Here is a 19,590-nt window from a genome sequence, read left to right as displayed (position 1 = left end):
GGCGCATCAGCGGCTGGTGTGACCCGGGTGCTGGCAGGTGTTGTTGTGGCAAACGGCAGGGATCGGCATACGGTCCTGTTCACTGTCGCGATCGCAGGGGGCCAGTTCGCCGATGCTTTCAACTTGCTGTCGTGCCCAGTCCTGATACACCAGTGAATAATTCATGTTGACGGCCGTGTGTTTGCAATAGGCATCCTGCACGGCAATGCAGTCGAAACGGCTGTCACACTGGAACCATTCTGCCGACCACACGATGGGTTCTGCAGGGGCGGTATGGCTGGCGCAACCAGCTGCAAGCAATGCCGTTAAAGCGAGTCCGGCGATTCTCAAGGCGTTCATCAAATCCACTCCTGATCTTCGATCGCGACAGTCTGTGCGGTCTGCTGTTTGCCAGTATGTAGTGTACTCCTGGGTTCGATCAGCAGTATTTCAGCGCCGCGTAGGGCAACCGGCCGGTGCTCAACACCCCGGGGAACGACAAAACAGTCGCCCGCATCGAGTGCCACCACACGGTCGCGCAGGTGGATATCCAGGTGCCCGCTCACCACCATAAAAAACTCGTCTTCCTGTTCATGGCTGTGCCAGTCAAGTTCACCCAGCCCTTTGGCGAGTTTGACGTACTGACCATTCATTTCTGCCACGATTTTCGGTGACCAGAGGTCATCAAAGCATGCGAACTTCTCCGGCAACGCGAATTTGTCCATGGTGATTCCGGCGGCCGCTGTTAGTCAGGGAGTTCTGCCTGAACTTGCTGGTTGTTGCAGCTTGATCAGGCTGCTCTGGTCTATTTCGATAATACCGCGCCGTGGTCGGTCAAGGTCGATGATGATGAACACCAGCATGACGATCAGTGTCACCATGGCGATCATGGACTTTGGTGGCCGACCACCGTGCGCGCCGGAGGTAATGCCTACAATCGTACTGACCATGACAAAGGTCAGAAACAGCAGGAACAGCACCGCCTCCGGTACGTGCCGCGACAGTGCCGCGTCACGTCGGCCATAAGCGTCGAACATATCGTTCAAAGCCTGCAGGTACAGACCGGTCGTGGCCGGCCGGTCGTCGATCTGCAGAGCGCGTTGAACCTGGGACCAGAGCTCAGCCTGGACTTGTTCGGATCGCACGAGCAGATCGTCGCGTTCATCGTGGTAGTCGAGCGACACGCCGGCTGAGTGTACCCGCAGGTCAATATAGGCCCGCAGGCTGGCAGTGGCCTCAGTCGATACCGTGGCATCCAGCACACTGGCGCGCAACAGGGCGGTGCCTATCGCGTTGGCCTCGTCAACGACCGCTTTGCTGCGATCATCAAAGCGCTGCAATGCCAGCGAGAAAGTGAAGCCCAGTAACAACGCCAGCATACCGAGCAGGGAACCCTGTACGGCATTCAGTTGGGTACGTTGGCCGTCACCGATGCGTTCACGCCATTTGCTGCCGCCACGGAAGCCGATTTCGAGTCCGGCAACCATCGTCACCAGCAGGATCAGGCATATCAGTACGCTATTGTGGTCGTACATTATTTCATCCATCGATTCGTCAGCTCCGATCTTACATGGCGGCTGCTGCGATCGGCCGCTTATAGTGGCAAATCAGTCGCCCGAGTTGCGTTCGCTGAGCGCCTGCTGAATGCGTGCTGCCAGTGCAGTTGCCTCGCGTTTGATTCGTGCGGTATCGAGGGTAAGAAACTGGCCATCACGCATTAAAATGGCGCCGTCAACCACAGTGGCGACGACATCCTGCTCGTCAGCTACAAACACGAGGTGGGAAATGACGTCAAAGGTCGGGACAAAATGGACGTCATCGAAAGACACCTGGATGAGATCCGCGCGCAGGCCCGGCCGAAGCTCGCCTGTGCGGCCGGCGAGGCCGATCGCTTCAGCACCACCACGGGTGGCCATTGTCAGCACGGTTTCTGCACTGAGTGCCTCCGGATCCATGCGATCGACCTTCTGCAGGAACGACGCAAGCCGCATCTCCTCCCACATATCAAGATCATTGTTGCTGGCCGCGCCGTCGGTACCCAGGCCAACGCGCACACCCGCGTTCAACATCTCGGTCACGGGTGCGATACCTGAGGCGATTTTCATGTTGGAGGTCGGGTTGTGAATGACGCCAACCTGGCGTTCAGCGAGGATCGGTATTTCATCGGCTGTCGGCCAGACCACGTGTGCACCGATGGTGGGTCCGTCGAAAAAGCCGATGCTGTCAAAGAACGCTATGCTCGTGCCGCCGTAGTTGTCCTTCGAGTACTGCAATTCATAAGGCGATTCAGACAGGTGGATACTGATACCCACGCCAGCCTGGTTCGCGGCGGCGCGGGTTGCCTGCAGTTGCTCGGCATTCAATGTGTAGTTGGCATGCGGACCGAAAATGGGTGTGATCCGGCTATTGCGGTCTTTCCAGCGATTGATGAACGCCAGACCTTTTTCAATGCCGTCACCGGCGCCCTCGGCATCCGGGCTGCGCTGACCGATGACCGTCGTCGAAATCAACGCCCGCATGCCGCAACGCTCGACGACCTCGGCGATCGTGTCGGAGTAGTAATACATGTCGACGAAAGTGGTCGTGCCGCCGCGGATCATTTCCCAGCAGGCGAGTTCGGTACCGATGCGGACAAACTCGGCATCGACGAACTCAACTTCGGCCGGAAATATGTAATTGTTCAGCCAGTCCATTAGCGCAAGGTCATCCGCCACGCCACGCAACAGGGTCATTGCCGCATGCGAATGTCCGTTGATGAGGCCCGGCATTACCACCCGGCTTTCGGAATCCAGACGTTCTTTGGCGACGTATTGCGCATCAATATCGGTGGCGGGCCCGACCGCGAGTATGACCCCGTCATCGACAGCGACAGCACCGTCGACGATGACGGTGCCGGCGGCATCCATGGTGACCACGTACTTGCCGGCGACAATCAGGTCGATGGCATTCTCATTGTCACTGGCCGTTGGTGCGCTGCTGGCTTGCCTGGCAGGCGCGGCGCTGTTGCCGTCGTCACCACTACAGGCGGCCAGGAGTAACGTTGCTGCAATCGGTATAAGCAATTGAAAATTATAAATAAAGCGAAACTTCCTGAGCATGCTGAATCCCTGTTGGCCGTGCGCCGACGAGTGCAAAGAAGGTATTCTAACCCGTGCACCGGTCCGCGCTACCTGCGGGCTGGGGCACTCACCCAGCGGAGTATGCCTGCCTGATGAACGTTGCCGAGATTCCCAAAGTCGAGTTGCATTGCCACCTCGAAGCCTGTTTTCGCAGCCGGACGGTGCTGGATATTGGCAAGTCACTGGGCATCGACATGCCCACGGATCCGCAACACTTTCATGACGACTGGCTGCTTACCCGGCCACTTGAGAATTTGCAGGTGGCATTGGAGCGGTTTGTCGATATTCAGCGAATCTGGTGCAGTGAAGAAGTCATTGAGCGACTGACCTTCGAAGCCTGTGAAGATGCGCGTGCGCAGAATATCCGCATCATGGAGTTTCGCTATTCACCCGACTTTATCGCGGCCGGCAAACCGGGTTTGACCTTCGACAAGATCCATGGCGCGATACTGCGCGGCCTCGCTCGCGCTGAGCATCCAGCGCTCGCCGTCGGTCTGATCGGCATCGTGCAGAAGACATTACCGCTCAGGGATACGGCACGCACGATCGCTTTCATGGCAGATAATGCGGAGAGTTTTGTCGGTATCGATTTCGCGGACCGCGACACACACCCGCTTGAGGCTTACCGACCACTCGTCGATATTGCCCGGCGTGCAGGATTACGCCTGACGGTTCATGCGGGCGAGGAGCCCGGTAGCGCGCAGCAGGTGGAAGACGCGATAAATATTCTGGGCGCTGAACGAATAGGGCATGGCATACACATCATCGACAATCCTCGTATTTTGCAACGGGTGCGCGACAACGATGTTGTGCTCGAAGTCTGTCCTACCAGCAACTGGCTGACGAGTTCGGTGCGTTCGACGGCAGAGCACCCGATCAGGCGATTGCAGGCCGCTGGCGTCAAAGTCACGGTCAACTCGGACGACCCAAGCCTGTTCGGCATCGACCTCAACCACGAATACCGGCTGCTGGCGAAAGAGCACGACTACACAGGAGCGGAGTTTGCCGCGTGCAACGAAATAGCGGCGGCAGCCAGCTTCGTCAGTGCGGAACGGCGTGCGGCTGTCTGGCCGGCGAGCACAGCAAAGGAATGCCATGAGCGCACGGGCAGTTAGGGTATTGCTGTGGCGGTCAAAAGCGCACTTATTGCGCCTGTGGGTTGATTCCTATATTAATGCGCCATGTCATTGAACCCTGAAACGGCCGTCAGCGCACTGCCGCGCTACACGGCCCCCGCCGATGGTTGTTTGAGCAACGAGATGCTTGCGGCGTACCGCATGCACGGTGTATTGATCCTAGATGGCTTTGTTTCGAGATCGCAATGCGATGCACTGCGTGACAGAGCGCTCGAACTGGTTGCTGACTTCGATCCGGCCAGTATCCGCAGTATATTTTCGACCACCGATCAGACGCAGCTTGATGACACCTACTTTATCGACTCCGGAGACAAAATTCGTTTCTTCCTGGAAAGCGATGCGTTTGACGAAAACGGTCAACTGCGGCAGTCGAAAGAGCAATGCCTCAACAAGATGGGTCATGCCATGCACGACCTTGACCCGCTGTTCGGCAGTTTCTCGCACACTGAAAAGCTGGCAGCGTTGAGCGATAGCCTGGGTCAGCAAGATCCGGCGATTATTCAGTCGATGTACATCTTCAAGCCGCCGCGTATAGGTGGCGAAGTGGTTTGCCATCAGGATTCGACCTACCTGTACACCGAGCCCGAGTCCTGCACCGGTTTCTGGTTTGCACTTGAAGATGCGACCATCGACAACGGTTGTATGTATTTCATTCCGGGCGAACACAAAGGACCGCTGAAGAAGCGCAACCGCCGGGTAAGCGCAACCCAACTAAGAACCGATACCCTGGATGCGACGCCGTGGCCGGAGGAACGCAAGCTGCCGGCCGAAGCCAAGGCGGGTGCGCTGGTGATTTTTGACGGTCGTGCGCCGCATCTGAGTGGCCCGAACCGCTCGGCAACGTCGCGTCATGCTTATACGCTGCACGCTATCGACAAGCGTTGCCACTATCCAGCAGACAACTGGCTGCAGCGTCCGGCAAATCTGCCGTTGCGCGGCTTTCGCTAAGGAGCCTCATGCTGTTCACGGATGTCATTCGAAAAAAACGCGATGGTGGCGAGCTGTCAGCGGACGAAATTCAGTACCTGGTGGATGGACTTGCCGATGGATCATTGCCGGCGGAACAGGTCTCGGCGCTGGCCATGGCGATCTTTCTGAATTCGATGTCATTCGATGAGGCGGGCCTGCTGACGATCGCAATGGCGCAGTCGGGAAGTGTGCTGGAATGGCAGGATGCCGGTCTGGATGGCCCGGTAGTGGACAAGCATTCGACGGGCGGCGTCGGGGACAAAGTCAGTTTCCTGCTTGCGCCGATCGCGGCGGCCTGCGGTTGCTACGTGCCGATGATTTCGGGCCGCGGTCTCGGTCACACAGGGGGAACAACGGACAAAGCCGAGAGTATTCCGGGCTATCAGGCGACACCTGATTTCGCCCTGTTTCGCAAAGTCGTTGCATCAGTGGGTTGCGCGATTATCGGCCAGACAGCGGATCTCGCGCCAGCCGACCGCCGCCTGTATGCCATCCGTGATGTCACCGCGACGGTGGAATCAGTGCCGTTGATTACGGCATCGATATTGTCCAAGAAAATAGCAGCCGGACTTGATGGTCTGGTCATGGACGTCAAAGTGGGTAGCGGTGCATTCATGCAGTCCATGTCCCGTGCTGAAGAACTGTCGCGCTCGATAATTGGCACGGCCGCCCGCGCCGGGCTGAAGACCCATGCCGTAATCACCGACATGAACGAGGTGCTGGGCTACACGGCTGGCAACGCACTGGAAATAGCGGAATCGGTACGCTATTTGCGCAACGAAGGCAGTGAGGCGCGCTTGGACGAGGTGGTTCGCGCGCTGACTGCCGAGATGTTGTTACTGACCGGTATCGAACGCGATGCGGCCGGCGCAGCAAAGCGGGTCGACGAAGCGATCCGTTCCGGCGCGGCAGCCGAGCGCTTCGCGCGCATGGTGGCCGAGCTTGGTGGGCCGGCCGACTTTATCGACAGGTACGAGCATCACCTGCCAACCGCGCCGGTGATTCAACCTGTTTATCTCGAGCAGGACGGCTATTTGCACAGCATGGATACCCACGCGATTGGCAACGCCATCATCGAACTGGGTGGCGGTCGCAGAGTGCTTGGCGAGGCGCTTGATCTGGCCGTGGGCTTTTCGGACTTTAAGCAGATAGGTGACGCCGTCGACAAGCAGCATCCGGTTGCGATGGTTCATGCATCAACGGTGGAGAAAGCCAACCAGGCCGTTCAGCGGCTACGCGCCGCCGCCGCCGTTTCGCCTGTACCGCCCGAGGCACGAGCGGTCGTCTGCCGTACCATCGACGCGGCATGACCTGCCACCCGGCAGCGGTTATCCTGTCCACTGCCGCCGGTTAATCGGGCGGTATCCGGGAGCAAGAATAAACAGGGCCGGGGACTGAATCTGGCGAGGGGCGCGCATGTTAGAAAACTGGATCGGTATCGCGGGCCTCATCGTCATTCTGGCGATTGCTGTTCTCTTGTCCACGAACCGGCGCGCAATCAATTTTCGCGTCGTTGGCGCCGCCTTTGCGTTGCAAGTCGTCGTCGCCGCCCTGGTCCTGTATTCGGAATGGGGCAAGCTCGCCATTCTGGCGCTGAGCGATGGCGTGCAGGCTGTTATCGATTTTTCGAAGGCGGGTATCGACATGGTGTTCGGGCCACTGGCCGGCGATGTGGTCGGATTCAGTTTCGCGATCAATGTTTTGCCTATCATTATTTTCTTCTCCGCCCTGATGTCGGTGCTCTATCACCTGCGGATCATGCAGTGGGTGGTCAAGCTGGTGGGCGGTGGCTTGCGCTGGCTCGTCGGGACCGGACCCGTGGAATCACTCAACGCGGCGGCCAATATTTTTGTCGGCCAGACCGAAGCGCCGCTGGTTATCAAGCCCTACTTGCGTAACCTGACGGAACCGCAGTTGTTCGCGGTGATGGTGTCCGGGGTTGCGTCGGTTGCCGGAACGGTGCTCGCCGCCTATGTATTCATGGGCGCGGAACTGAAATACCTGTTGGCGGCCAGCTTTATGGCGGCACCCGGTGGTTTGCTGATGGCAAAAATACTGATGCCGGATACCGCAGACACGGCGGCAAGCCAGACAAACCACAAGCTGCAAATGGAACCGAGCAAGCACGCCAATGTCATACTGGCCGCGGCCGTTGGCACTGCTGACGGACTGCGACTCGCGGTAAATATTGGTGCGATGCTGGTGGCCTTCGTGGCGTTGATCGCATTATTCAACGGCATTGTCGGCGGTATTGCCGGCTGGTTCGGTTTCGAGGGGATTACCCTGCAACTGTTGCTCGGCAAATTGTTCCAGCCGTTGATGTTCTTATTGAGTGTGCCGTGGGACGAAGCGGAATTGTCAGGTGCCTTGTTCGGCGAGAAGCTGATACTCAACGAGTTCGTCGCCTTCAGTCATCTTGGCGATTACCTCGCGGATGCCAGCGAGCGCACGGTCGCGGTGACCACGTTCGCCTTGTGCGGCTTCGCCAACCTGTCGTCGATTGCCATCCTGCTCGGTGGCTTGGGCAGCCTGGTACCGGAAAAACGCGAACTCATTGCCCGCTTCGGCCTGCGTGCGGTTGCCGCCGGTTCGCTGTCGAATTTGCTCAGTGCGGCACTCGCCGGACTTCTGTTAAGCTTCTGATTAGTATGAGAAAAATGGCTCTATCGCGAACTCGGTGCCACGCCGGCTGGCGGCTCCTCGCTGAGTTCGTGAACGCATGACAGTGCAAGCGACACGCATCGTCATAACCGGTTCCGTGAACCTCGACCTGGTCGCCCGTGTTGCTCGCTTGCCCAAAGCCGGCGAGACGGTCACCAACGGCGAACTGGGCCGGTCGCCGGGTGGCAAAGGCGCTAACCAGGCACTCGCCGCCCGCCGTTTGGGAGCGGAGGTCAGCCTGCTTGCCTGTGTCGGCAACGACGCCATGGCCGACGAGGCGTTGGCGTTGTTGCGCGCTGCGAATGTGGATTTGTCCGGCGTAATCGTTGATCCCGGTTGTGCAACGGGTGTGGCCTTGATCGCCGTTGATGCCCGGGGCGAGAATCAGATCGTTGTCGCACCGGGGGCCAACCGCCGTTTGTCCGCTGACAAACTACAGCTTCCGCCGGCGGACGCACTGATCTGTCAGCTTGAGGTGCCGGTCGAAACCCTGGAGTTTATTGCGCGCACCTTTGAAGGATTCCTGTGCGTCAATCTCGCGCCAGTGACGGACGTACCGGAGGCCCTACTTCAGCGCGCAGACCTGTTGGTGGTCAATGAAGGTGAAGCGAAATACTACGGCGACAAGCTACACCGGCTGGGCGGTTTGGTTGCAACGACGCTGGGCGGGCGCGGCGCTGTTCTTTACCGGCGCGGGGAGATCGTGGCCACGACCACAGTGCCTGAGGTGGTACCGGTTGATACGACTGGCGCCGGTGACTGTTTTACTGCGGCACTCACGCTGGGACTGGCGGAGGGGCAGGATGCGGCTGAGGCACTGCGCTTCGCCTGCGCGGCCGCGGCCGTTTCAACGACCGGACACGGTGCGCAGGCCGGATTACCCGACCGTGCGGCTGCGCTGGCATTGCTTGCGAACTAGGGCTTACTCGTGCAGATGAAACGACGCGGGTAACAACTCATTTATTGAGTAGCTGACGACGTCTCCTGATTCGTCCAGTAGCAGGATGCGGGTGTCGTCATCGGCAAACTCGGCGATCCGTTGGCGACAGCCGCCGCACGGCGTGCAGGTTTCCAATACAGAACGGCCGCCGACAGCGGCGATCTTCGCGATGCGTTTGCCGCCAGCGGCAACCATTGCGCTGATAGCGCCCGCCTCGGCGCAGGAGCCGAGTGGGAACGATGAATTCTCTACATTGCAGCCCAGGTGCAGTTTGCCGGATTCATCCAGCAGTGCGGCGCCCACGTAGTAGCCTGAATGCGGCGCATAAGCCCGTTCCCGAACTGTGCTGGCGGCGTCAATCAGTTCCTCGTCGTTCACTGGGTGAGAACCGTGGTCCAGGAGCCGTGCATGGGGTTCGGCAAAATGTACCAGCCGTTGCCCCAGTAGTTGCGGTGCTGCGCCGTCGCGAGTTTTCGACTTTGCGCACTGGCACCCTGCGTACAGGGGCTGACGGCGCGCCGACGGGAACACGGAATGAAATCACCGAGATCGTCTCCGATTAACATGATGACGCGGTAATTCTTCGCGATTTCATCACGACGGTTTTTCTTTTCCTTGTTCCAGCCTGGCTGTTCATACGACAGCATGACGAATTCTTCGCTTACCGGAATGCCGGCTTCGACGACGTCCTGAGTGGATACGGCTTTCTGTGGGCAGGCGGCGCCGGTGCGCTCATCTTTAATGCACGGCCGGTTGGTAACGAAAAACAGTTCCACGCCCATGGCGCGCGCCTTAGCGGCGAACTCGGCAACGCCGGGAATGCCGGTCGCTTTGTTGGCGGCGTTCCATGCATTCAGTTTTTCGTCGCTGAAGGGCGGTATCAGCGTCAGTTGAAATTCTGCATTGCTGACGACGGTTTCATCGACATCGAAAATAATCGCGGGCGGCAGGTCCTCAGCGTTGCTCTGATCTGGCAAAGCGCTCCATGAACGGTCGTTGACCTTGGCGGCGAGGTCGTCGCCGGCCTTGCGATAGACCTGCATCGCAACCGCTTCGAATTCAGCGGATTGCTGAACCCAGCGGATTCCGGGGTGGATGTAAGGCTCTGGTCCGGCAAGCGGTGCGCTAGTACAGCCGGCAGCAATAACAACAGCAACAGTTAACGCCAATACCCGTTTCATCATCTCTCTCATAGTGCGGCAGGTCTCCTGCGCGAAGGCTCGAATGCGGTGCTCTGGATGCAGTGACTCAGGTTAGCATGGCCTTGGCGATTGCGGCCAGCAGCCATCAGCGTAGCAATGCCAGCGTAATGCCGGAATGATCCTGTACATCGGCGGCTCGCATCGGTCAGCGAATTCCGTACGAGCAAGGTCGTCGCATCGGCTTTGACCGTTCGCTGACCTTTGCGGCCTCGCCCGTAATCGCAATTGAACGGGGCTGGGGGCACAATTCACGATTACTGGAATTGTATTCAGCGATCGAACAGGAGCTGAGATGAGAAAGTTAGCCGTACTTCTACTTATGGCCACAATGACGTTGTCGGCCTGTGCCTTATCGCCGTCACCTGACGACTCTGCGGGAGCGGTGACATTTCTGCACCTGAACGATACCTACCGGATTGATGCCGTCGAAGACGGACATCGTGGTGGCTTCGGTCGGGTTGTGACACTTATCCGGCAATTACGGGATGAGGGGCGCGACGTTCGTTTGCTGCATGGCGGTGACTTCATTTACCCCTCACTCGAAAGTCAGTTGTGGGATGGCGAACAGATGATCGAGGCCATGAACTTCATGCACGATCTTGCGCCAATGTACGTGGTGCCCGGAAATCACGAGTTCGACAACCGTGATGCCAACGTGCTCGAAGCTGTGGTGGCGCAATCGCGTTTCGACTGGATCGGCGACAATCTCCGCTTCGCCACCGGCAACAAGGTGGTTGATGGGCGACTGCGCCAGTCTTACGTTGTTGAAATGGGCGGCATGCGGGTCGGGTTCCTTTCGCTGACAGTGCACGCGGAGCACGGCGGCAATGAGCGGGACTATGCACCTGTCGACATTGACTACCTGGCAGAGGCCGAACAAACACTGCAGGACCTCGAACGCCAGGGCGTCGATGTTGTCATTGGTCTTACACATTTGAATCTTGAGCAGGACCGCGACATTGCCGCCCTGCGTGCCACGTACCCGAAATTGCAGATCATCGCGGGCGGGCATGAACATGAGCCTGAATACGAGCCGGGCAGTCCGGACCGCGCAACAATTATCAAAGGCGCTTCAAATGCGCGCACGATCTGGCGTGTCGATGTCAGGCGGGATGCGGCGCAAGGCATTCTGGTTACCGCCAGTGAAATTGCCATTGATGACAGCATCCCGAGTGACCTTGAGTACCAGCGCATTGCGGACAAGTGGCGCGAGTCACTCCTGGAGCTGATTCCCTACCTGGAGGCCAAGATAGGCGAAGCGGCTGTGCCGCTGGATGCCCGCGAGACGGCCGTTCGCAATGAAGAAAGCAACTGGGGCGTGTTTATCGCCGATCAAATGCGACCGGCGTTCGGTGAGCCGCAGGCCGATCTCGCGTTCGTCAACGGCGGGACCTTGCGTATCGACGACTTCATTATTGGCGACATTACCTTCGAGGACGTGGGCCGTACCTTCGGCTTTTCATCTTACCTTCGCCACATGACGATGTCGGGCGCCGATTTTCGCCGGCTGATGGAGGCCGGCTATCGCGGTGCCGGTCCCAGCAAAGGCTACTTCCCGCAAATATCCGGTTACCGGATCTGCGCTGACCGGCGCCGCCCGGAAGGCCAGCGCGTGGTTTCACTGCAGGTGCCGGTCGCCGATGGCTGGCAGGAAATCGAGCCAGACAAGGATTACACGCTGGTGGCGCCGGACTATTTGTACAACGGTGGCGACGGCTACGATTTCTCAGCTGCCCGCAACGTTTCGCGGCCAGGCTCAGAACTGAAGTACCTGGTTGTCGATGGGATCGTTCGTGCGCAGGCTGAGGGCAGAGCGATCGGTGCTGTGTCCGATCCCAATCAGCCGCGGATCGTGATACTGGATGGCCAGCGCAGCGAATGTTGGCCGCGTTAAATACCACACATTCGTGATGCAAAAAAAAAGGGCGGCCAATGGCCGCCCTTTCTCGTCTTGCAATGGTGCTTTAGTTGAAGTCGATCTCGATGCCGAGACGGATTTCATAGAGCGAACGACTCTCCAACACGTCTTCGATAGTGCGATCGTTGAATGTGTTGAAAATGTACTGGCCGGTGACCGCATCTACATCCGAATTGACAACCTGCACTGAGAAGAACTGGGCGTCATTGACGCGACCCCACTTGTCATTCAGCAGATTGCCGACGTTGTAGATCTTGGCGAATACGCGACCACGCGTGTTACCAAAGCCCGGGAATTCCTGGTCAACCTTGAAGTCAAACCGGGTGGTCCACTTGGCGTGCTGAGCATTGCGCTCTTGCAAACCTGAGCTCAAACCTTCATCGGCAACCCAGGCGAAGAACGCCGCCTGATCGAAGCCAGCGTCAAACTGTACGTTCGGGTCGGTAGCGCCGGTCGGTACGTACAGCAAGTGGCGGCCGAAGAAACCGTCACCTTCAAGGTCACCACTACCCATGACGTAGCTCTGTGGCTGGCCTTCGCTGGCAAACGCGAACATCGTAAAGCGCGTGGTGTTGTCGCCGAAGAACTCGTTCGCATAGCTGGCACGGAATGTCAGGCGATGCGGAACCAGGTAGTTCGAGGTGCCGGCGATCGGGTTATTGATGTCGTTGGTTGCCAGATTCTCGAAGTTGGAGACGGCAACCGATGAGGTCATCGGGTTGACGTCTTCCGAGTCCGTGTAGGCATAGCCCAGCATCAGGTCCAGACCCCAGTCGAAGTTCTTGCGCAGCGAGAACGAGTACACGTCAGACGAACCGTCCGCCGTGGAATTCGTCAGCATCAGGTTGTCCTGGCCGTTGGTGAAATCGTAGATCGGCTGACCAATGATGGTCTCGCCAACGATTTCCTGGGACAGGTCAACGTAGATGGCTGATTTTTTCTGCTCGGTGTGCAAGTAGTCGATGTCAGCAACGATGTCGAACCAGGGCATGTCGTAGGTTGCGCCCAGTGCGAACTTCCATTCACGCGGTTGCTTGTAACCGGGGTCAATCAGCACGAGTCCACGGTTGACCGCATTGGCTGGCGTAACGGCAGCTACCTGGTCATACAGTGCCTGCGGTATGTCGTAACCCGGTCGCGGTCCGGTCAACGGAATGGTGCCGTCGAGTACCGAGTTTGCTGCGTTGAAGTTACTGAGGCTCAGCTGGACGTTGGTCAGACCGTCGTTCGACCAGGCGTTGGACAGCCACACATTCGGGTTACCGCCGGAGTACAGGCCGATGCCACCGCGTACGCTGAGGTCGTCACGTGCACCCCAGGTGAAGCCAATGCGCGGCATGATCAGGCTGAGGCCGTCGATATTGGCGTCATTGCGTACACCGTTGGCATCGGTGAAGGCCTGGTTGAAGTTTGGACGATCACTGCTTTCGAACCAGTCATAACGAACACCGGCGACGACGGTCAGGTCGAATTCGTCGAAGAAGAACTCATCCTGCAAATACAGGCTGTTCGTTGTGTTGCTGAACAGGGCAGCTGCGTCAGCCGGGTCGTTGGTGCCACCACCACTGCCGTAGTAGATACGGCTCGGGCGACCCAATTCGAAACGGTCAATGCCCGAAATCGAACAAGCCGGGTCGTCAAAGCGACCTTGTGCTGTCAACGCATCACATGCCGCCGGGTTGTTGGCGAAACCGCTGTCGTCGAAGAAGTCCCATTCACCACCGCGTGAGTGCTGTACGAACTGGTTGAAGATCGTCAGTTCTTCACGTTCGTAGCCGCCGGTAATGACGTGGTCACCCAGCAGGAACTGGCCGCTGATCTTAAAGAAGTCAGAATCGGTGTTGAGCGCGTTCGCCTGGCGGGAATCGTCCGCGCCGAGGTAAACAGTGTCGTTGCCGATTGAAATCTGGAAGTCACCGAAATCCTGCGGGCCGACCGTAACCTGAGAGTCATTCATCTCGTTCTGGCTGAAGAACACTTCGGTTGAGAAGGCATCGGTCCACTGTGAGAACAGCTTGACGGTGGTGGTCTTTGATTCGGCGCCCTTGGTGTAGAAGTGGTTGGCGAATTCGAATTCGCCGCTGTCACCGTCGGAATCGCGGTCCTGGAAGCCGTCAAAATAGTTGTAGATGACGGCCAGGTTGTGACTGTCGTTGATGTTCCAGTCGAGACGTACCATGTACTTCTCGGCTTCCTGCACACCGTCGCTCGGCAGGCCACCCGGATCGTAAGCGTAAACGTTGTTGGCGATGTCAACGATGCGGTTGTAGTCCGACTCGCTCAGCCAGTCGCGAACTTCACCAACACCCGAGCCGGCATAACCGCGAGCCAGGAAGCGTGGATCTTCTGATTCTTCGTAAGCGGCAAACACAAACAGACGATCTTTCAGGATCGGGCCGCCAACGGAGAAGCCGATCTTGGTCTGATCGAACGCCGGCGTGCTGAGATCGCGATCAACGCCGTCTACAACAACCGTATCGCCGCGCAGGCTGTCACTGGTGTACTCGTAAAAGACATTGCCTTGCCACTCGTTGGTGCCGGATTTGGTAACGGCATTGATGTTACAGGCCGAAAAGCCGCCGTAAGTAACGTCAAACGGTGCCAGTTCGACCGCGACCTGTTCGATGGCATCGAACGGGAAGGGCATGCCGACAGCGGTCGAGTAGCCGTTAGAGTTCAGGCCGAAGCGATCGTTCTGGCTGATGCCGTCAAGCGTGACGCTGTTAAAGCGCGGATGCTTGCCGCCGCAGTTGATTTCAAAGCCATCGTCCTGATTGTCGAGGTTCAGGCGCGGGTCGATGCTGTAGACATCGACGATATCGCGATTGAAGTTCACCGAGGTTTCAATGTCGTAGCTCGTGAACGTCGCAGCGGGACCGGCAGCGACGTCAACACCCTGCACGGCCTGCCCGGTCACGACGATTTCTTCAACTGCGCCGCCACCCGGCAATTCAATGGCCAGGTTGTAAATGTCGCCCAGCGAGATACTGGCGACTTCTACTGTGCGGACACCGTTAACGGTTACCTGGTACGGGCCACCAACCGGCAGGTTGCTGGCGAAAAATGTACCGGTGCTGTTGGATTCGTAGTTATAGACAACGTCGGTACGCATGTTGCGTACGATGACTGTCGCGCCGGCAACCGGTGCACCGGCCGCGTCGCGTACCTTGCCGCGAATGGAGGAAGTGGTTTCCTGTGCATTCACGGTAAGTGGCAATGCAACAGCAAGCAGCATTAATCCGGCTGCCAGCCGTCCTGCAAAGCCGAAGAGCCTGAACTTGTTCTTCATTTTGGATCCCTGAGAGTGAAAAGAGCGCGATTTTGCGATTGCAGTGTTACAACCGGGTGTCATTTAGGTCGCCAAAAGCGAATCGCTCGATCGTTGGAAAGTGCGGGCAGCTGGAACCCGCCGCGTGATTTTGTTGTAAATCTAACGCAGCCTATCGGGAGGCGCAATATGCACCCGGTGCCGTTCCGGCAAGGCTTGCCGCGACCGGCCCGGCCAGGGTTTGCACCGGTCCGCAGCGGTGCTTCATCAAAGCCCCGCAAGACACTGTTTTTACCTTGATTCTATAGTGACTTGCAGCGGCCAGTGGTCGGAAACGCCGGGCCCGCCTGCCGGATCAAAGCGGGCTGGAGTGCCATTGTTCTGGCGCTGACCGCTGGTCTGGTTGGCAAGTCTGACGGAATTCGCGCGAATGTCCCATGTTGCGTTTGCGCCACGGTTGGCGGGCGACCAGAGGAGCATGTCCAGGAAGGACCAGGTATCGTCGCGCGCATAATACGCGCTGCCGCGGCAATCGTCACCACAACCGAGGTCGTGAGCGACCTGCCAGTAGGGGCGTGCATAGCGATCCAGCAATTTTTCCCGCGCATCTTCCGTCGATGTCGTATTGAAATCCCCGGCGGCAAATGCCGGGCGGCTGCCCGGCAATCCGGCGCGCAGCGCGTTCAGCGTCTTGTAGGCCGAGATCCGCATGTCAGTTGGGTGAAACGGTGCCGGAAAATGCACGGCGAAGCCGGTCAGGACGGAACCGTCCGGGAGCTCGAAGTCTGCCTGAAGAATGCCGCGCGTATCAGCTACCCGTGACGCAAACTCAGCATCAAATGTGATCGGATGCAGTTGCGGTTCGCTGTTTAGTGGCAACCGGCTCAGGAAGGCCACGTCGATTCCGCGCAGGTCGGTGCCTTCTATCAGTATGGCCGGCAGGTACCCGGCATCGGTCAGGTACTCGGTACGCAGCCGCTCCAGGATGCGGACGTTCTCGATTTCCTGCAGGGCGAGAATGTCAGGGCCGCGGCCATTGTTGACTTGCAGGATGGCAGCCGCGACTACGGCCAGCTTGCGTTCGACCAGCTCGTCGCTCCAGTCCCAGTACAGGCACTGTTCGCGCCAGCGATCGACTTCTATCGTGGCGCAGCCCTGACGGTGAGCATCGTTCTGCTTTGCCGCCAGCGGCAGGTAAGTGGCGTCGTCCTTGCCGGGGTCGTCGGTGTTGTCGAACAGGTTTTCGACGTTGAAGGTCATGATCGTAACGGCCGCTGTGGATGCCGCTGGCGCACGCTGTGCAGGCGATTGGCAAGCACCGGCTACCATCGTCAACGCGAGGCAGCAAAGAAGTCGGTACGCAGCGTTCATGGTCAGCTCCATGGCAAGTCAGGTGTGCGACAGTCTACGCAAATTGGGCGGCGGCGATAATGCTGGCTGCTGGTTTTGTTATGAATTGCATGGCCGTCGATTTTCCCGTGCAGGCGGTTGCAGGATCGAGGCGCCCAACTATGCGATTCGGCGTCGACGTTTGCTGGCGGTGCAGATGGTCGCGCGAGTTGCGTGCGGAGCCTGCTCATCCGGTCGGTAATCGCTGCGGTCAGCTTGTACTGGCAAGCAAAAAAAAGCCCGGCGATTGCCGGGCTTTGTAACCGCGAATGTTAGAGGAGCAGTTATTCCCCGAAATTCATCCGGAAGTTCAGGCCGAAGATACGTGGCTCGTTGACGTAGCCGGTGTTGTTATTGAAGTCGATGCCGCCCTTCAGGTTTTCTTCGTCCGTGATGTTGCGGGCAAACGCCGCGATTTCCCATTGGCCGTTGTTGGCAATGTAACCGGCACGCAACCCTGCCTCGAAAATGTCCCCGGAATGGTACTCGGCGGCTTCGTAGAGGAAGAAGTTTGCGTCGCCCTGATGGGCATAGTCGGCGTACCAGTACAGTTCGTCATCGTCGCCCACTGGCGTGCTGTAACGGGCCGTGATGTTGAACTGGTATTCCGGTGCCTGCGGGAAGCGGTTGCCGTCAAGAATGGCGAACCCGTTACCGTCCAGCGGATCCATGACCGTGCACTGGGCGCAGACCGCGGTCACGAGGTTGGCATCGTCAATCTTGGTGTCGTTGTAGCTGGCACCAATGGTCATGACAAAGTTGTCGCTCAGCACAAACTCGGCGTCTACGTCCGTACCAATGCCGACGCCCTTGTCAGCGTTGACCAGCACGTTGGAGTTGGTGTTGCCGCCGATGGCCGAGAACTGCTGGTCGTCAATGGTGTAGTAATAAACCGCACCGTTGATACGAACCCGATCGCTGACTTCCGATTTGAAGCCGACTTCAGTGGACAGGATGGTTTCGGACGTGGCGACCGAATACGGGTTTGCATCGAAGAACGCGATGTTGCGTCCCTGAATCGACGGTGCGCGGAAGCCGCTGGCAACGCGGGCGTAAACGCTCACGTTGTCGTTCAGTACATGCATGAGACTGAGGTCCCAGCTGACCTGGTCGTCACCCACTTCAACCAGCGGTTGCGGGTTGGGTGTGGAACCGGTGGTCATTTCCTTCTCGTCGTCGGTATAGCGGATGCCGGCCGTCAGCGTTGTGCTGTCGGACAAATCCCACGCGACCTGACCGAACACGGCCCAGGAGTCGTTCTTGTGCCGGACTTCTGTTGGCGGCACGAAGAACGGTTCGGTGTTCACCGTGAAGTCAGACTTGAAGTAGAAGAACCCGGTCTGCCAGAAAACGTTGTCGCGCGCGTTTGATGCGAGGCGGAATTCCTGCGTGATTTGTTCCAGGTCATCCAGGCCGTCGCGCGTTTGTGACGGGAACGGAATGAAGCCGGGGCCGCTGACCAGGTTGCCGCCGTCGATGTCACCGTAGCTGCTGTTTTCCAGTTCTTCGTGAGACGTGATCGAGGTCAGAACGAGATCGTTGCCGAAATCCCAGTCTACTTTCAGGCTGAAACCCAGCGCGTCTGCTTCCTGCGGGTTGTTCTCACCTTCGTCGAAATACACAACATCGCGAATGAAGTTCTCATTCAGGTTGTTGTCACCGGGCCCGATGATGTTGGCGTAAAAAATCGACGCGGTGCCGTTGTTCAGATTGCGGCCGTGGACGTTGAGCAATGCGCTCAGGTTGTCGCTGGGCTCGAACAGCAGCTGTGCGCGCCATGCTGTCTCGTCATACCCGCCCATGACATCACTTTCACCGGTGAAGCCATTGCTGATCCAGTCATCGCGGTTTTGGTCAATGAAGGAAAACCGGCCCATGAGCACGTTGGACTCGGTCAGGCTGCCGCCTATCGCACCTTCGATATTGGCCGTGCCCAGACTGCCGATCGTCGCATTGACGTAGCCGTTCAGTTCGCTGGTCGGCTTGCGCGTATCGAATTTGACGATACCCGCCGGCGTGTTGCGGCCAAACAGCGAGCCTTGCGGTCCGCGCAGCACTTCAACCCGTTCGATGTCGAACAACGGGAAGCTCTTCAGGATAACGTTCTCCTGCACGACTTCGTCCATGATGATGGATACCGACTGCGACGCAGCGAGGTCGAAGTCGGTGTTGCCAAGGCCGCGCATGTAAAAGCGCGGTGCCAGGCGGCCGTTCGAGGATTCGGCGTACAGGCTGGGAACACGGTTGGCGAGGGCGCGGATGTCTTCGCCGGCTTCAACCAGCGTCTGAAAGCGGTCGCCACGCAAGGCGGACACTGAGAACGGCACTTCCTGCAAGTTCTCTTCACGACGCTGCGCCGTAACCGTGATTTCTTCGAGAATGCCCCGGTCCGCACGCTCCTGCGCCACGACGGTGTTCAAACCTGCCGTTGTGGACAGCAGAACGAGTGCCGCAGCACTGCTCGCGAGCGTCCGGCGAGCGATTGTTGGGTTCATACCACGCATTGTTTGTCTCCCTGAAACGATCGCGGGAGTATAGCCTTCTTGACTACCGATTTGGCCATATTTTTGCGCAAATCGCCGGCTGGCAGCCGCAGCGGTGGCTGTGGTTATTCGCCCACGATCAAGCGTTCCCGGCCTCCAGTGGCCGGTAGTGTTCTGCCGCGAAGCGGGGCACGCAAATGCACTGGAATACGAGGTCAGTGTGGCCGTCATTGTGAATTCTTTGGGCGACATTGCGGTCGATGGCGACCGTGTCGCCGGGCCCGACCGCAAACGGCGCGCCGTCTCCAACCTCCATCCGGCCCGTACCCTGCTCGATGAAATACCACTCGTCAACGGCGAGGCTGTGCAGTTCCGTGGTCACGCCGGGCTCGACCCGGCAACGCGCGAGTGACAAACGCGGTTCGCCGGGCACGTTCAGCAGTTCGGTAATGTAGCAGCGCTCACGGGTAAAAAATTCGCGGCTGGCAGTGACAGGGAACAGTGGTTTCGACATTGCATGGTCTCG

Annotated in this window: 16 protein-coding genes; 6 read left to right on the top strand and 10 right to left on the bottom strand. The window is 58.4% G+C overall.

What is annotated here, in order from left to right; all coding sequences use genetic code 11:
- Positions 1 to 6 precede the first annotated feature (6 nt).
- From BA177_RS15510 to BA177_RS15495, 4 genes are read right to left on the bottom strand one after another with little or no spacing between them, the layout of a single operon-like run.
- Positions 7 to 339 carry a hypothetical protein gene (locus tag BA177_RS15510; RefSeq protein ID WP_068617682.1) on the bottom strand — a complete coding sequence of 111 codons (333 nt, stop codon included), beginning with the start codon at positions 337 to 339 and terminating at the stop codon, positions 7 to 9.
- The gene (locus BA177_RS15505) at positions 339 to 704 is read right to left on the bottom strand and encodes a cupin domain-containing protein (RefSeq protein ID WP_068617680.1); all 366 of its coding nucleotides are present in this window, start codon (positions 702 to 704) and stop codon (positions 339 to 341) included. Before BA177_RS15505 ends, BA177_RS15510 begins: the two co-directional genes overlap by 1 nt.
- A 24-nt stretch (positions 705 to 728) precedes the next feature.
- Positions 729 to 1,526 (bottom strand): bestrophin-like domain, encoded by a 798-nt coding sequence (locus BA177_RS15500; protein WP_082990172.1) that lies wholly within the window; start codon positions 1,524 to 1,526, stop codon positions 729 to 731.
- Positions 1,527 to 1,586: 60 nt separating this feature from the next.
- Positions 1,587 to 3,077, bottom strand: coding sequence for an amidohydrolase family protein (locus BA177_RS15495; RefSeq protein WP_082990171.1), 1,491 nt, complete (start codon positions 3,075 to 3,077; stop codon positions 1,587 to 1,589).
- Between the two features lie 113 nt (positions 3,078 to 3,190).
- Between BA177_RS15495 and add the strand changes: the two genes are divergently transcribed.
- The 5 genes from add (at position 3,191) to BA177_RS15470 (ending at position 8,783) form a co-directional block, all read left to right on the top strand.
- Complete coding sequence (gene add, locus BA177_RS15490) at positions 3,191 to 4,213, top strand: adenosine deaminase (RefSeq protein ID WP_082990170.1); 1,023 nt, start codon at positions 3,191 to 3,193, stop codon at positions 4,211 to 4,213.
- Positions 4,214 to 4,279: 66 nt separating this feature from the next.
- Complete coding sequence (locus BA177_RS15485) at positions 4,280 to 5,182, top strand: phytanoyl-CoA dioxygenase family protein (protein WP_197493145.1); 903 nt, start codon at positions 4,280 to 4,282, stop codon at positions 5,180 to 5,182.
- A gap of 8 nt (positions 5,183 to 5,190) precedes the next feature.
- A complete protein-coding gene (gene deoA / locus BA177_RS15480; RefSeq protein WP_068617678.1) occupies positions 5,191 to 6,513 on the top strand; it encodes a thymidine phosphorylase in 1,323 nt (440 codons plus the stop codon).
- Positions 6,514 to 6,619: 106 nt separating this feature from the next.
- Positions 6,620 to 7,846, top strand: coding sequence for a NupC/NupG family nucleoside CNT transporter (locus BA177_RS15475; RefSeq protein ID WP_068617676.1), 1,227 nt, complete (start codon positions 6,620 to 6,622; stop codon positions 7,844 to 7,846).
- A gap of 76 nt (positions 7,847 to 7,922) precedes the next feature.
- Positions 7,923 to 8,783, top strand: a complete 861-nt coding sequence (locus BA177_RS15470; RefSeq protein WP_068617674.1) for a ribokinase — start codon at positions 7,923 to 7,925, stop codon at positions 8,781 to 8,783.
- A 3-nt stretch (positions 8,784 to 8,786) separates the two neighbouring features.
- On the opposite strand, the gene cdd is transcribed toward BA177_RS15470, so the two are convergent.
- Positions 8,787 to 9,182: a cytidine deaminase gene (cdd, locus tag BA177_RS15465; protein WP_068617671.1), complete on the bottom strand. Its 396-nt coding sequence runs from the start codon at positions 9,180 to 9,182 to the stop codon at positions 8,787 to 8,789.
- Positions 9,179 to 9,997 carry a 5'-nucleotidase, lipoprotein e(P4) family gene (locus tag BA177_RS15460; protein ID WP_082990169.1) on the bottom strand — a complete coding sequence of 273 codons (819 nt, stop codon included), beginning with the start codon at positions 9,995 to 9,997 and terminating at the stop codon, positions 9,179 to 9,181. The genes cdd and BA177_RS15460 overlap by 4 nt, the downstream gene beginning before the upstream one ends.
- 301 nt (positions 9,998 to 10,298) lie before the next feature.
- Between BA177_RS15460 and BA177_RS15455 the strand changes: the two genes are divergently transcribed.
- A complete protein-coding gene (locus tag BA177_RS15455; protein ID WP_082990168.1) occupies positions 10,299 to 11,900 on the top strand; it encodes a bifunctional metallophosphatase/5'-nucleotidase in 1,602 nt (533 codons plus the stop codon).
- A gap of 70 nt (positions 11,901 to 11,970) precedes the next feature.
- Here BA177_RS15455 and BA177_RS15450 read toward each other — a convergent pair whose 3' ends face one another.
- The 4 genes from BA177_RS15450 to BA177_RS15435 form a co-directional block, all read right to left on the bottom strand.
- On the bottom strand, positions 11,971 to 15,213 hold the full coding sequence (locus BA177_RS15450) for a TonB-dependent receptor (RefSeq protein WP_068617665.1): 3,243 nt from the start codon (positions 15,211 to 15,213) through the stop codon (positions 11,971 to 11,973).
- Positions 15,214 to 15,483: 270 nt separating this feature from the next.
- Complete coding sequence (locus BA177_RS15445) at positions 15,484 to 16,563, bottom strand: endonuclease/exonuclease/phosphatase family protein (RefSeq protein WP_156762851.1); 1,080 nt, start codon at positions 16,561 to 16,563, stop codon at positions 15,484 to 15,486.
- Positions 16,564 to 16,865: 302 nt separating this feature from the next.
- The gene (locus BA177_RS15440) at positions 16,866 to 19,085 is read right to left on the bottom strand and encodes a TonB-dependent receptor (protein WP_156762850.1); all 2,220 of its coding nucleotides are present in this window, start codon (positions 19,083 to 19,085) and stop codon (positions 16,866 to 16,868) included.
- A gap of 118 nt (positions 19,086 to 19,203) precedes the next feature.
- Positions 19,204 to 19,578: a cupin domain-containing protein gene (locus BA177_RS15435; RefSeq protein ID WP_068617661.1), complete on the bottom strand. Its 375-nt coding sequence runs from the start codon at positions 19,576 to 19,578 to the stop codon at positions 19,204 to 19,206.
- Positions 19,579 to 19,590: the final 12 nt, after the last annotated feature.

Origin of the sequence: Woeseia oceani, assembly GCF_001677435.1 — a bacterium.
Taxonomy (GTDB): domain Bacteria; phylum Pseudomonadota; class Gammaproteobacteria; order Steroidobacterales; family Woeseiaceae; genus Woeseia; species Woeseia oceani.
This window is presented reverse-complemented; position numbering and strand designations above follow the sequence as displayed.